Origin of the sequence: Mesorhizobium sp. B2-3-15 (genome assembly GCF_006442875.1) — a bacterium.
Classification (GTDB): Bacteria; Pseudomonadota; Alphaproteobacteria; order Rhizobiales; family Rhizobiaceae; genus Mesorhizobium; species Mesorhizobium australicum.
On sequence record NZ_VFVO01000012.1, the window covers coordinates 237294 to 250278 of the forward strand.

Annotated in this window: 16 protein-coding genes; 4 read left to right on the top strand and 12 right to left on the bottom strand. The window is 66.0% G+C overall.

The features are described 5' to 3' along the window. Window positions 1–27: 27 nt before the first annotated feature. The 9 genes from FJ954_RS23980 to FJ954_RS24025 form a co-directional block, all read right to left on the bottom strand. The gene (locus FJ954_RS23980) at window positions 28–1122 is read right to left on the bottom strand and encodes an acyltransferase family protein (protein ID WP_140663579.1); all 1095 of its coding nucleotides are present in this window, start codon (window positions 1120–1122) and stop codon (window positions 28–30) included. Between the two features lie 355 nt (window positions 1123–1477). Further along, window positions 1478–1870: a DUF1801 domain-containing protein gene (locus tag FJ954_RS23990; protein WP_140663581.1), complete on the bottom strand. Its 393-nt coding sequence runs from the start codon at window positions 1868–1870 to the stop codon at window positions 1478–1480. A 32-nt stretch (window positions 1871–1902) separates the two neighbouring features. Beyond that, a complete protein-coding gene (locus tag FJ954_RS23995) occupies window positions 1903–2331 on the bottom strand; it encodes a DUF1801 domain-containing protein (RefSeq protein ID WP_140663583.1) in 429 nt (142 codons plus the stop codon). Between the two features lie 11 nt (window positions 2332–2342). Continuing rightward, entirely contained in the window at window positions 2343–2564 is a 222-nt protein-coding gene (locus tag FJ954_RS24000) for a hypothetical protein (protein WP_140663585.1), read from the bottom strand. Between the two features lie 39 nt (window positions 2565–2603). After that, window positions 2604–2996 carry a VOC family protein gene (locus FJ954_RS24005; RefSeq protein ID WP_140663587.1) on the bottom strand — a complete coding sequence of 131 codons (393 nt, stop codon included), beginning with the start codon at window positions 2994–2996 and terminating at the stop codon, window positions 2604–2606. A 73-nt stretch (window positions 2997–3069) separates the two neighbouring features. After that, window positions 3070–3501, bottom strand: a complete 432-nt coding sequence (locus tag FJ954_RS24010; protein ID WP_140663589.1) for an SRPBCC domain-containing protein — start codon at window positions 3499–3501, stop codon at window positions 3070–3072. Further along, window positions 3498–3821 (bottom strand): metalloregulator ArsR/SmtB family transcription factor, encoded by a 324-nt coding sequence (locus FJ954_RS24015; RefSeq protein WP_140617871.1) that lies wholly within the window; start codon window positions 3819–3821, stop codon window positions 3498–3500. The genes FJ954_RS24010 and FJ954_RS24015 overlap by 4 nt, the downstream gene beginning before the upstream one ends. Before the next feature lie 95 nt (window positions 3822–3916). Next, window positions 3917–4648, bottom strand: a complete 732-nt coding sequence (locus FJ954_RS24020; protein WP_140663591.1) for a gamma-glutamylcyclotransferase — start codon at window positions 4646–4648, stop codon at window positions 3917–3919. A gap of 153 nt (window positions 4649–4801) precedes the next feature. After that, window positions 4802–5710 (bottom strand): LysR family transcriptional regulator, encoded by a 909-nt coding sequence (locus FJ954_RS24025; RefSeq protein WP_140663593.1) that lies wholly within the window; start codon window positions 5708–5710, stop codon window positions 4802–4804. A gap of 98 nt (window positions 5711–5808) precedes the next feature. On the opposite strand from FJ954_RS24025, the gene FJ954_RS24030 reads away from it, so the two are divergent. The 3 genes from FJ954_RS24030 (at window position 5809) to FJ954_RS24040 (ending at window position 10195) form a co-directional block, all read left to right on the top strand. Further along, entirely contained in the window at window positions 5809–7032 is a 1224-nt protein-coding gene (locus FJ954_RS24030; RefSeq protein WP_140663594.1) for an MFS transporter, read from the top strand. A 52-nt stretch (window positions 7033–7084) separates the two neighbouring features. Then, window positions 7085–7777, top strand: coding sequence for a DUF2270 domain-containing protein (locus FJ954_RS24035; RefSeq protein WP_140663596.1), 693 nt, complete (start codon window positions 7085–7087; stop codon window positions 7775–7777). An 87-nt stretch (window positions 7778–7864) separates the two neighbouring features. Beyond that, window positions 7865–10195 carry a cation:proton antiporter gene (locus tag FJ954_RS24040; RefSeq protein WP_246681133.1) on the top strand — a complete coding sequence of 777 codons (2331 nt, stop codon included), beginning with the start codon at window positions 7865–7867 and terminating at the stop codon, window positions 10193–10195. Between the two features lie 69 nt (window positions 10196–10264). Here FJ954_RS24040 and FJ954_RS31690 read toward each other — a convergent pair whose 3' ends face one another. From FJ954_RS31690 to FJ954_RS24050, 3 genes are all read right to left on the bottom strand, one after another. Further along, a complete protein-coding gene (locus tag FJ954_RS31690; RefSeq protein WP_181177909.1) occupies window positions 10265–10408 on the bottom strand; it encodes a hypothetical protein in 144 nt (47 codons plus the stop codon). Between the two features lie 199 nt (window positions 10409–10607). Next, window positions 10608–11441 (bottom strand): methyltransferase domain-containing protein, encoded by an 834-nt coding sequence (locus FJ954_RS24045; protein WP_246681134.1) that lies wholly within the window; start codon window positions 11439–11441, stop codon window positions 10608–10610. A gap of 85 nt (window positions 11442–11526) precedes the next feature. After that, on the bottom strand, window positions 11527–11940 hold the full coding sequence (locus FJ954_RS24050; protein ID WP_140663598.1) for a DOPA 4,5-dioxygenase family protein: 414 nt from the start codon (window positions 11938–11940) through the stop codon (window positions 11527–11529). 203 nt (window positions 11941–12143) lie between these two features. Here FJ954_RS24050 and FJ954_RS24055 point away from each other — a divergent pair. Continuing rightward, window positions 12144–12985, top strand: an 842-nt coding sequence (locus FJ954_RS24055) for an ornithine cyclodeaminase family protein (protein ID WP_140663600.1), incomplete at its 3' end; no start/stop codon positions are given.

Below are 12985 nucleotides of genomic sequence, written 5' to 3' on the forward strand. Positions count from 1 at the left end.
CCGGCGGCAACGCCGTGGGGCGGCCGGTTATGTCCGGCTTGACTGGGCGGCGGCGGTCAGCGGCTTTTTCGGCGCTGCTTTCGCGGCGCTGCCGTCAATATGCGCCCAGGCCGGCCGCTCGAACAGGAACATGCCGAAGCCGATGCGCTGCACGATGAAGTAGAGCACGATGGGACTGATGATCGAGACCAGCAGCACCGCCAGGCTGAGCAAGCCCGTGTCGGTCAGCAGGCCGCTTGCCAGTGCGGCGCCGCGGAACAGCGACATCGGAATGGTGAAGGCGACATAGACGACCAGGGAATGTTCGCCCAGCCAGCGCAGCCATTCCATGGCGGGAAATTTCGACAGGAAACCGCCAAGCACGCAAAGCGCCACGGCACCGGCGACGGCCAGGACGAGATGCAGCGGCGGCCATGCCGCCAAGCCCATCTGCATGCCGACCGGCTGCATGGCATAACCCGGCGAATAGACCAGCAGGCCATTGACGACAGCCCACAGGACGAGCCCGGAGACGGTCAGCGCCGGGCGGGCTTGCGTCCATTCGACGAGCCGGAACACCAGCGGCGCCATGACGAAGCCAACGTAGAAAAAGACGAAATAGGCGGCGAATTGTTCGACCGCGTAGCTGTCGGGATGCGGCGCCCACATCTGCAGGCCGGCGGCGATCGGGATGACGATCCAGGCGGGCACGGCAAGCTGCCGCAGCAGTTTCGCGGCAAGACCGAACACCGCCAGCATGTAGATGAACCACAGGACGCCATAGGGCTGGACGACGGCCATTGCCAGGTCGTGCAGCATGCCGGCGGGATCCCGGCTGAAGATGCCGATCTTCAGCCCGATCGAGATGATCGCCCACAGCACGTAGAAATAGAGGTAATGGACGACGCGCCGGTCGATATAGCGCAGCCACGGCCGGTCGATCACCTGCGACAGGAACAGCCCCGAGATCAGGAAGAATTCGGGCATCCGGAACGGCGTCGCGAAGCCGATGACATAGTGGAGAAAGCCGACGCCGCCCGTATACTCGCCGGTGTTGTAGGCCGAGTACATCATGACCACGAGGATGATCGAGAGACCTTTGGCCGTGTCCACCCACGGCATGCGCATCGGGCTGCTGTTCATGGCGGCGAATCCAAACCGGCCGGCCCGGCTGGCCAGCCATCATCCCGCGATGTCTAGCACCATCAAGCTTCCAGATCGTAAACGCGGCTGTCTTGCGGTGAAGCTGGCAGCGTCCGCGGGCCGCCGTGTTGAAGCCGTTGGCAATCATCTGCCGTCGGCGCTGCCCCTCGCCTGCCTGCCGGCATCATCCCCGTAAACGGGGCGAGGGACGCCGTTCTCGCCGATTTCGCCAATCGCCGGCGTTGCGGAAAGAGCGTCGGCCTCGCGGTAGCCCTCTCGCCCCGTTTACGGGGAGAGATGTCCGGCAGGACAGTGAGGGGCAGCGCCGACCGTGACCTCTATGCGCAATGAACGATTACTTTCGGGACTTGGATTTGTTCAAAGCCACCGCCGCGCGTACCAGCGCCTTGAAGGCCTCCTCGTCGACCTCCTCGCCTTTCTGGAAATCGATGGCGCGCCGTGTGTTGCCTTCGAGGCTGGAATTGAACAGGCGCGAGGGATCGGGCAGCGCGGCACCCTTGGCGAAGGTCAGCTTGACGACGGCCTTGTAGGTCTCGCCGGTGCAGATCATGCCGGCATCCTCCCACACCGGCACGCCGCGCCATTTCCACGTCTCGACCACGTCGGGATCGGCTTGATGGATCAGCGCGCGCAGCCGCCCCAGCATCTCGCCGCGCCAGTCGCCCAATTCCTTGATCCTGCCGTCGATCAGCTCGGAGGGAGATCTGCTGTCCTGGGTGGTCGTCATTGTGGTTCTCCTTCGAATTGAAAATAGAGCGCTTACATGCGCTCGCCAGGCAAGAGGCTCGCCTGGTTCACCCAAGCGCTGAACTGCGCTTCGTCGAACGCGTCGTCCTCATGAATGTCGAGGTAGCGCGTGTCCCGACTTTTGGATTCGCCCGGCGGCACCGGATCCAGCGACATGCCGCGAAAGAAGGCCACCTTGATGTATCTGGTGAAGCAATGGAAGCTGAGGAACCAGCCCTCGCCCTCGACGCCGTAGAAAGGCGAGTTCCATTTCACCGCCTTGTTTACGCCGGGCACGGCGCGCTCGATGAGCGCGTCGAGCCGCCCGCCCATCTCGCGCTTCCAGCCCGGCATTGCCGCGATATAGGCCTGCACCGGAGCGTCGCCATAACCCTTGGCGATCTGCGGGTTGCCGCCGGAAAGCAGCTTCGGCTCAGCCTTGGCCGGGGTCGCCTTGGCCATGCGCTTTCCTCCTATCCATTGGCCCGCTGTGCGCTGCGTCCTTTCGCGACATAGGGCAGCACGAACATATAGAGGCCGCTGAACAGCATAAGGAAGAGCGGCGGCAGTGGCGAATAGACCACCCAGGCGGGCGGCTGCCCAAACGCCATGGTGACGAAGTTGGCGATGACGGTGATCGTGAAAATGATCGACAGCCAGCGATGCGCTTGCCGCATCCATTTGCTCCAGTCCAATTCTGCCTCCTCTTGTGCTATGCGTTGAAACCCGGCGCCCTACCAGCGCGCCAGTTCGGTGATCTGGATGAGATTGCCGCAGCCATCCTCCAACTTGGCGATGGTCGAGCCGGTCACGTCGGTAGGCGCCATGGCAAAGGCACCGCCCTTCGCCTTGATGCGCTCATGGTCGCCCTTGATGTCGTCGGTGAAGAGCATCAGCGCCGGCTGGCCCTGCTTGAAGATCGCCTGCTGGTAGGCCTTTGCCGCCGGGTTGTCGTTCAGCGCCAGCTGCAATTCGGTGCCGTCGGGCTCTTCGGCCGAGACGACCGTCAGCCAACGGAACGGCCCATTGCTGAAATCGGCTTTTTTGGTGAAGCCCAGCACGCCGGTGTAGAAGGCAAGCGCCTTTTCCTGATCGTCGACATAGATGCTGGTCAGTTTGATCTTCATCGCTTTTTCTCCATGGTTTTGCCGGCGGAGAACCCGCCCTCTGATATTTCTGTGTGGCTTTCAGTTCGAGGCCTCAGTCCGTCCGCGCCAGAAGCTCTTCCAGCTTTTCCAGGAATTGCGGCCAACCCACCTTGGCGCCGCCATAGGCCCGCTTCTGGTCGGGCCGGAAACCGGCCTGCTCCATGCGCAAATGGGTTCCCGTTGGCGTCGGGGTGAGCGTGAAAGTCACCACGCTCCTGAGACCGAACGCTGGGTCCTGATGCGCGAGGTTCCAGCTGTAGGACAACCTCTTGTGCGGCTCCACGGCAAGCACCTCGCAGTCCAGCACGCCGCCCCAGTCGGCGCTGATGTTGAAGCGATGGCCGACGGCGGGTTTGAAATCGTTCTTCATCAGCCACTCCTCGATGAGATGCGGTTGCGTCAGCGCGCGCCAGAGTTTTTCGGGCGGATGGGAGATCTCCCGCTCGACGACGACAGTGCGGGTTTGCTGTGCACTATCGTTCACTGGTCCATCCTTTTGAGCAAATCCTCGAGGTCGTCGAACCGGCTTTCCCAGAACCCCGCCATATGGCGTGTCCAGTCCATCAGCGGCGCCAGCGCGGCAAGCTGGGCGCTGTAATGCGTCTGGCGGCCTTGATGGCGGTCGCGCACCAGCCCGGCCTGCTTCAGCACGCCGAGATGCTTCGACACCGCCGGCTGCGAGACGCCGGACTGGCTGGTCAGCGCCCCGACCGTCTGCTCTCCCTGGCGGCACAGCCGCTCGAAGATCGCCCGCCGTGTCGGGTCGGCGAGCGTCCTGAAGAGCGTGTCATGAGCGTCTGGCATCTCTAATCGATAACCCGTTGGCTATTGGTTAACGTATAACCACACGGATATATGTTCGTCAAGCGAAAGATTGCAGCGTCCTGAATACGGTGGTGCTAGACGGCGACGTGGCTGCGACCGATCTCGCGCGCCACCAGTTCCTGCAATTGCCACAGATTGCGGTCGCGTATGCCGCAGGCGTCGAGATGGCGGATGGTCTCGAACAGATATTGCGCGCCCGAGCCCCAATGGCCGACGGCGTTGGCCAGCGTCGCGGCGACCGCGGGCTTGTCCAGTTTGCCGGCATAGCGCGGGTTGGCGGGATCGACGACGAAGCCGAGCGCCAGGCAAGGCCCGCTTTCGGTGCTGACCCGCAGCCAGCGCGGCACGTTGACGGCGGGCAGGATGGTCATTTCGCGGCGCAGCAGCGCTTCCAGATTGGCGGCAACCGGTTCGGCGATCTCGAACACCATGCCCTGGCACTGGCCGCCACGGTCGAGCGCCATCATCAGGCCGGGCTGCTCGAGCGTGCCGCGAAAGCGCTGCACCGTGAAGCAGAACGACCGGTGCCAGCCCCGCGCCACCGCCCGCTCGCCGCCCCTCACCTCGCCCGCCGGCTTCCACAACAATGAGCCATAGGCGAACAGTTTCAGCGGTCCGGTTGGTGCCGAGGCCAGGATCTCGTCGCGAAACCGCGCATAGTCGTCATCGGTCATCGGGATCATGCCCGGCACCGGCCCGGCATCCTCAACCGCGCGCAAGGTGCGCGCCACCAGCGCCTCGGTCAGCGCCATCGGCGCCTTGCGTGGCGGTGATTTGCGCGGTGCGGCGGAAATCGGCTTGCTCATTGTCGTGCCTCGGCCATGGCGGCCATGTTGCTGAAGGTTCGGGGATTCTCAAGAGCCAGAACCGTTCGAAACCTGGAATCCGCACCTGAGCCATCCCGTGCAGCAGCTTGATCGGATTCGATAAATTCGGGCGGCGTTCGGCGTCCCTGACGCCTATGACACCAGCGGCATCGGCAGCTTGAGCCCGTTGATCAGCGCATCGCGGAACAGCGCGATCGGGCGCCCCAGCCGCCCGGCAGGCGGGCGGTGCAGCAGCCAGACGCGCACTTGCGGCTTGAAGTCGGGGCAGTCGATCACCTCGACGGCATCGCGCCAGCGACTGTCGGCGAAGGCGCCCGGCGTGACGATGCCGATGCCATGGCCGCGCGCCACCAGCGACATTCTGAGATCGACGCTGAGCGCTTCGACGCCGACCTGGAACGGCAGCCTCGCGGCCTCGAAGCTCTGACGGATGAAGGCGCGAAAACCGCAGCCGTTTTCGTTCATCACCCAGGCAAAGCGCGATAGATCGGCAAGCTTCGCCTGCTTCGGCACGCCAAGGCCGGGAGACGCGACCAGCAGCACCGATTGTACGCCGAGATCGTCGCAGACCAGTTCGTCCGGCGGCGCCAGGCCTTCGGCGAGGCACACCGCCACCGCGTCGACCTCGCTGCGCGCCACCTGCTCGACCAGCCTTGGCGACCAGCCCGAGGTGATGCGCAGCGTCAATTGCGGGAAGGCGGCGCGCAGGCCATCGAGCGGCAGTGCCAGCGCCGCATCCGAGAGATAGGGCATGATGCCCAGGCGGAATTCGCCCCTGACCTCGCCTTGCGGCGACACGCCTGCCTTCAGGTCCTCCAGCGAACGCAGCACGCGCCGGCCATGCTCATAAGCTTCCCGTCCCGAGGCGGTCGGCTTCAGCGGCTTCGACTGGCGGTCGAGCAATGCTGTCGCCAGCCCAACCTCGAGGTTCTGGATGCGGCGCGTGACGCCCGGCTGGGTGAGATTGAGCCTGGCCGAGGCGCCGACGATCGAGCCAGTTTCCACCACGGCGACGAAAGCTTCGAGATCATGGATATTCATGCGCATCTCGCATAATCATTATCGATTTGATTGAATTGTAGCATGATAAAACTTCGGCATAAAGTCCTCACGAGATATGCAACTTCATTGAGGATTTCATGCTCGATACCAATGATGGTCAATCGGCCGGACGGCTGCCGGCTCGAACCATCACCGGCCCGCAGACGCTGCTTTTTGCAGCCTCTACCGGCATTATCGTCACCAATCTGTTCGCGCCGCAGATACTGGTCGGCCTGATCGGCCCGTCGCTCGGCGCCGGCACAGCGAGCGTCGGTCTGGTCGCCATGGCGACGCTGCTCGGCTATGCCGCCGGCCTGTTCTTCTTGGTGCCGATGGCCGATCTCGGCGAAAACCGCACCCTGATCCTGCGCATGCTGGGCGCGGCGGCTCTTGCGGCCGGCATCGCCGCGCTGGCGCCCACCATCGCCTCGCTGCTGATCGTCCTGTTCGTGCTCGGCGCCGCCTGTTCGGCGATCCAGATACTGGTGCCAATCGCCGCCTCGATGGCGCCGCCGGGCGAGGCCGGCCGCGTCATCGGCGATGTGATGAGCGGACTGATGATCGGCATCCTGCTCGCGCGGCCGCTGGCCAGCCTCGTCGCCGATGCCTGGGGCTGGCGCGCCTTCTATGGCCTCAGCGCCGCCGCCCTGACGCTGCTCGCCATCGTGCTCGCCTTCACCCTGCCGAGACGGCGGCCGGAGGTGAAATCGTCCTATGGCGCGCTGATTGCTTCACTGTTCCATCTGCTGCGCCAAGAGCCGGTGCTGCGGCGCCGCGCCTTGACCGCGGCGTTGGTGATGGCGGCGTTCAGTCTGTTCTGGACGGCGGTGGCCCTGCGCCTGGCGCAGCCGCCTTTCGGCCTCGGGCAGCGCGGCATCGCGCTTTTCGCGCTCGTCGGCGCCGGCGGTGCCGTGGTTACGCCGCTGTTCGGTCGCGCCGGCGACCGTGGCTGGACGCGGGCGGCGACGATCTTCTGCCATCTCGTGCTGATCGGCGCGCTGGTGCTCGCGGCCTGGGCCGGCTCCTTTCAGTCCGGCGCGTCATGGACACCGCTCGCGCTGATGGGCGTCAGCGCCGTGCTGCTCGACATCGGCGTCACCGGCGACCAGACGCTCGGCCGCCGCGCCATCAACCTGCTGCGTCCCGAGGCGCGCGGCCGCCTCAACGGCCTGTTCGTCGGCATCTTCTTCATCGGCGGCGCCATCGGCTCCTTGCTGGCCGGCATCGGCTGGACCCTGGGCGGCTGGCCCTGTCTCTGCGCCATCGGCGCCGCCTTTGGTCTCGCTGCCCTGCTGGCCGACTGGACCGGCGGGCCCGAATGACCGCTGGCCGGAACGACATTGCCTCATAAGCGTTGTCGGCGGGGAGGAAGTCATGAACGATGCGCCGGCAACGCCCGTCGGCAGGCCGCTTTCGCCTGGCGAGCTGGTCACCGTGATGTCCCATTTCCATCGCGCCGAGATCGCCCGCATGGCGGGCTGGCGCGACCGCCTCGACCGCACCAGCAATTGGGCGATCACCGTTGTCGCGGCGATGCTGTCGGTGTCGCTGTCGACGGCCAGTGCCCATCACGGCGTGCTGCTGTTCGCCATGCTGCTGGTGCTGCTCTTGTTGTGGATCGAGGCGCGCCGCTACCGCTTCTTCGATGTCTATCGCGCCCGCGTGCGCCAGTTCGAGCGCCATTATTTCGCGCAGATCTTCTCGCCGCAGCCCGACTTTGCCTCCGACTGGCTGCTGATCCTCGGCGAGAGCCTGCGCACGCCAAAATTCCTGGTCTCGCAGCGCGTGGCGCTGGCGCGCCGCTTGCGCCGCAACTACCTGCACATGATGCTGATCCTGCTGCTCGCCTGGATCCTCAAACTGTCGACCCCGAGCCTGATTGACCAAGCCGTGCCGGTCGGCTTTGTCGGCACGATGCGCGAAGCTGTCGGCGCCGCGGCGCTCGGTCCCATTCCGGGCGTAGTCATCGTCGCCGTGGTTGCCCTCCTCTATGCCGTCCTGCTGGCAGCCGCCTTCCTGACACCGGGCGACGACGGCGAACTCTCCTTCGGCGACGTCCACGTCTGAGTTCGATACCTCGTGATGGATGGCTGCAACGCAAACCCCGGCCGCGCGTTGTGATGGTCAGTCCGCGGCGGCGTCTTGAAGGGACCCATGATCCACCCACTGGCAACAAGGTCGCACGGCACCGCGGCCGCCCTTTCGCTGGCCATCGTCGCCCTCGCCCCGGCAAGCCAGGCGCTGGCCGCGCAGCCGGCCGGCCACGCCTCGGGCATGGGCGGCTCGGCCGAAGGGCTGTTCGTCGCCGAGATCGTGCTTCTGCTTCTGGTCGGGCGTGGCTTGGGTGAGATCTTCCAGCGCTATGGCCAGCCGGCGATCATGGGCCAGCTGATCGGCGGCATCCTGCTCGGGCCGTCGCTGTTCGGCTGGCTCTGGCCCGGCGCCCAGCATCTGATCTTCTCCACCGATCCGGCGCAGAAAAGCATGATCGATGCCGTCTCGCAGCTCGGCATCCTGCTGCTCCTGCTGCTCACCGGCATGGAGACGGATTTGCGGCTGGTGCGGCGGGTGGGTGCGGCCTGTTTTTCGATCTCGATCACCGGCGTCGTCCTGCCCTTTGCCTGCGGTTTCGCGCTGGCGCAGGTCCTGCCGGATTCGCTTCTGCCCGAGCCGAGCGAGCGCATCGTCGCCGGGCTGTTCCTCGGCACGGCGCTGTCGATCTCCTCGGTCAAGATCGTCGCCATGGTGGTGCGCGAAATGAACTTCATGCGCCGCAATCTCGGCCAGGTCATCGTCTCCTCGGCAATCATCGAGGACACGATCGGCTGGCTGATCATCGCCGTCACGTTCGGCATCGCCACCAATGGCAGCCTGCAGGTGCTGCCACTGGTCCTGACGGTCGCCGAAGTGGCGCTGTTCATGGTGTTCTCCTTCACCATCGGCCGCCGCCTGGTATTCACCCTGATCCGCTGGAGCAACGATTCCTTCCGCAGCGAATACGCCGTCATCACCGTTATCCTCATCATCATGGGCGTGATGGCGCTGATCACCAACCTGATCGGCGTCCACACCGTGCTCGGCGCCTTCGTCGCGGGCATACTGGTCGGGGAATCGCCGATCCTGTCGGACCACATCGAGGGCCAGTTGCGCGGCGTCATCACGGCGCTGTTCATGCCGGTGTTCTTCGGCATGGCCGGCCTGTCGGCGGACCTTACCGTGCTTGCCGATCCGACGCTGGCGCTGCTGACGCTGGCGCTGGTGGCGATCGCCAGCATCGGCAAGTTCTCGGGCGCTTTCCTCGGCGGCCGGCTGGCCGGCATGTCGCTGAAGGAGTCCACCGCCGTCGGCAGCGCCATGAACGCGCGCGGCTCGACCGAGGTCATCGTCGCTTCGATCGGCCTGTCGATGAACATCCTCTCCCACAATCTGTTCACCATGATCGTCACCATGGCCGTCATCACCACGCTGGCCATGCCGCCAATGCTGCGCTGGGCGCTCGGCCGGCTGCCGGTCGGCGACACCGAAAAGCAGCGCGTCGACCGCGAACTGCTCGACGAGCGCGGCTTCGTCTCCAAGCTGGAGCGGCTGCTGCTGCTCGTCGACGACAGCCCGGTCGGCAAGTTCACCGCCTACCTCGCCGGTCTCGTCGGCGGCGGCAGCGGCATGCCGACCACGCTGCTCCACCTCGAGGATGGCAAACTGCCCGGCCCTGCCCGCGACAAAGGTCCCGAGCGGGCCTCCAAGCAGGTCAAGAGGGGTGCGGCCAGAAGCGCCAAGGCTGTCAGGAAGGCCGAGGATACGCCCGTCGACAAGGTCCACCTGACGGCCCGCACCGAGCTTGAAGCCACCACCGAGACGATCGCCGCGGAAGCCCGCAAGGGCTACGGCCTGCTGCTGGTCGGGCTGGACAACGCGCTGGCCGAAGGCACCTTCAGCGGCACGCTGAACGCCATCACCAGCGGCTTCGACGGCCCGCTCTGCCTGGTGCTGAATGGCGCCAAGGCAGATGGCAAGATGCCGATGCTGCGCGCCGGCGCGACCATCCTGGTTCCCGTCAACGGCACCGAGGTGGCGCGGCGCGCGGCCGATTTCGCGCTCGCCTTGGCGCGGCCGCACCGGGCGCGCGTGAAAGTCCTTTATGTCTCGCAGGCGCGCAAGGGCAGCCGGCCGAGCTCGGTTTCGCACCGCCGCGAGGAGGCCGTGCTCAAGGACGTCGCCGATCTCGCCGACCGTTATGGCGTCGCCGTCGACACAGCGATCAGGACGCGCGCCACGCCCGACAGGGCGATCGCCAGGGAAGCAGCCAAGGGCGCCGCCATGGTGGTGATGGGCGTCACGCAGCGGCCAGGCGACGAGCTGTTCTTCGGCGACACGGCGAGCGCGGTGCTGGCCGCCGCCGCCTGCCCGGTCGTGCTTCTGGCCAGCGACCGCGTCCGCCGAACAGAAGCTACCGCCGAGGAGGCGGCAGCCGAGACCGGGGCTTGATGCCTGTCGGCCTTGCCGGAGGACGCGATTCCCCCGAGGGGGCGCTACGCGCTATTCCTGGAATTGCGCCTACAGGCCGAGGAATTGCCGCCCGATCACGTAGCCCAGCGCCGCCGCGACGAGCGGAAACAGCGCCGGCGCGACCTTGCCGAACAAGGAGACGCTTGTGTCCTTGGGCGGCACATAGCGTCCATTGCCAAGATTCTTGGTCATTGCGTACCCCACGCCACCGGATAATTAGCAGATGCTTATTGACGCATGGCCGCATTAACGGGTTGCAAAGAAATTCGATCGAAAGCCGGCCATTCGACTGGATGACTGGCGAATGCGGCTTGGCTTGGCCTGGATCTCGGAAGCGGGTATGCCCCGGCCTCGCGCAGCCGCCGGGGGCATCGGTCGTCGCGGCCGAGCGCTAGGTCCGGCAGACCGCCATGACGAAGAACTCGCGGTAGCAGAAATCGGGATCGTCGAGCAGGCGATCCGGCCGCTGCTTCAGCTCACGCCAATAGGCCTGGTCGGCGTCAGGCAGGGCGTAGCCCGGCGCGACGCTGGCAAAATAGGCCAGCAGGTCGCGAACATAGTCGCGCGTGAAGCGAGGCGCCGGCGCCCAGCGCTCGACCAGCCAGCCCTTGCGGCTGACGACCTCCAGGCCCGCCTGCCGCAGGCGCGCCGGAAGCGTCGAACCGCAATCGGTGCCGAGCACGCCCCGGTCGCGAAACCCCTGCAGCCTGGCGGCCATGAAGCGCGCCAGCAGGGCCCGGTCCATGGGCAGGATCTGCAGGATGGTCGAATCGAAATCCTTGACCGCCAGGATGCCGCCCGGCTTCAGCACGCGCCTGGCCTCGCCGACGGCAAGCTCGAACTCGGCCGGCGTCAGATACTGCATGACATTGCCGGACCAGACGCAATCGAACGATGCGTCGGCGAAGGGCAGCGACAGGATGCTGCCGACACGCGTGGCAATTTCAGGCGGCTCGGGCAGCGTGCCCGCGAGCGCCTCCACCCGGCCGATGTTTTCGGGCGCGAGGTCGAGCGCGGCGATGAAGCCGGAGGAGCCGACGGCGCTCGCGATGAGCGGCAGGAAGCCGCCGCTGCCGCAACCGGCATCGAGCACGCGCCAGCCCGGGCGGATGCCGGCGTCGAGCAAGGCCGCCTCGTATTCGGGCCGCGACGATTCGAAATGAAGATCGAGCCAGCCGGCCTCGCTCGCTTCGTGACCGGTGGACGTTTGGTTTCTGCCAGACAAATGATGACTCCCCATGGCGCGGCAGGGATAGAAGCGCACCGGACGCCATCACGCAATGCCCGCGCGGCGTGGAACCGACGCCGGTCTACGCCGGCAGGGACGGCTCGGTGTTGGGTTCCAGCGCCTCTTCCGCCTCATGGTCGTCCGGAAGCACGTCGCCATGCACCGCCAGCGGCCGGCCGATCCAGATGGGATCGACCAGATGGTCGCGCTTGGGATTGCTCGTGTTCGGGTGGACGAGGATGCTCAGCCCGCCATGGTTCAGCATCAGCCATGGAACCAGCGCGCCGAAGATCCCGGTCGCGAAGGAGACCTGGTACATGGCCTTGTCATGCGGCCCGACCTGTCTGTCGTGCCAATTGCCCAGGCGCACGCGGAAACGTTCCGCGATGTGCTGCCGCAGCCATTCGGCATGCTGCCGCTCGGCCGGCCCGTCGAAATAGACATGCGCGTGATAGCTGGCGATCTCGGCAAGTGGCCGTGGACTGTCTTGGCTCATCTCGATGCCCTCCTCCTCCCGCCATTCAGCCCGAGAGCGCGGTCTTAAGCAAGGTCACCGACTGCCGCTCCACCCGCCGGGACGACCGGCACCGGCTGGACGCGGTTCCCGCCTACCAGGCATGCCGGCACGCCGCCGGCGCCGCGAGGCTTTCGGCCCCGCGCACATCGTGTAGTCTGGTCGTCCCCTTGGAAAATGACAAGATGAACACCGCCGAAACCCTGCCCTATCTGTCATCCCAGCTGCTCGACCGCCTGGCGATCTCCACCGCCGACATGGTCGACGAGATCGAACGCCAGATCGTCGGCCAGCGGCGCGGCGAGGTCTGGTGCGCGCCGAAGGCGGTCGTGCTGCCGGGCGACGACCGCTACATCATGGCGACGCTGGGCGTCGCCTCCACGCCGCCGGTGCTGGCGACGAAATCGCTGGTCGTCAATCCGCGCAACGCCGGGCGCGGACTGCCGACGCTCAACTCGCTGATCACGCTGCTCGACGCCGAGACCGGCCTGCCGCTTGCCCTGGTCGACGGCAATTGGGTGACGGAAAAACGCACGGCCGCCTTGAGCGCCGTCGCCGCCAGGCGCATGGCGCGCGGCGATGCGTCATCCCTGGCCTTCATCGGCTGCGGGGTGCAAGCGCGCGGCCACCTCGAAGCCTTCGCCGACCTCTTCCCCTTGCGCGAAATCCGCGCCTTCGGCCGCGGCACCGCCAACCGCGACGCGCTGTGCCAAATGGCGCAATCGCGCGGACTGCAAGCAATCCCCTGCGACACGGCAAGGGCCGCGATCGAAGGCGCCGACATGGTGGTGACGACGGTGACCCTGGTGCCCAAACCCGCGCCCTTCCTCGACGCCAACTGGCTGAAGCCGGGAAGCTTCACCGTGATGACCGACCAGGCCCTGCCCTGGCTGCGAGAGACCATGCCCCGCTTCGACCGCATCATCGTCGACGATTTGGAGCAGGAGAGAAACATGGCCAAGCCGATGGTCGATCCCGGACTGGTTGCCGGAGATTTGACGGGGCTGGTTTGTGGGGACTTTGCGGG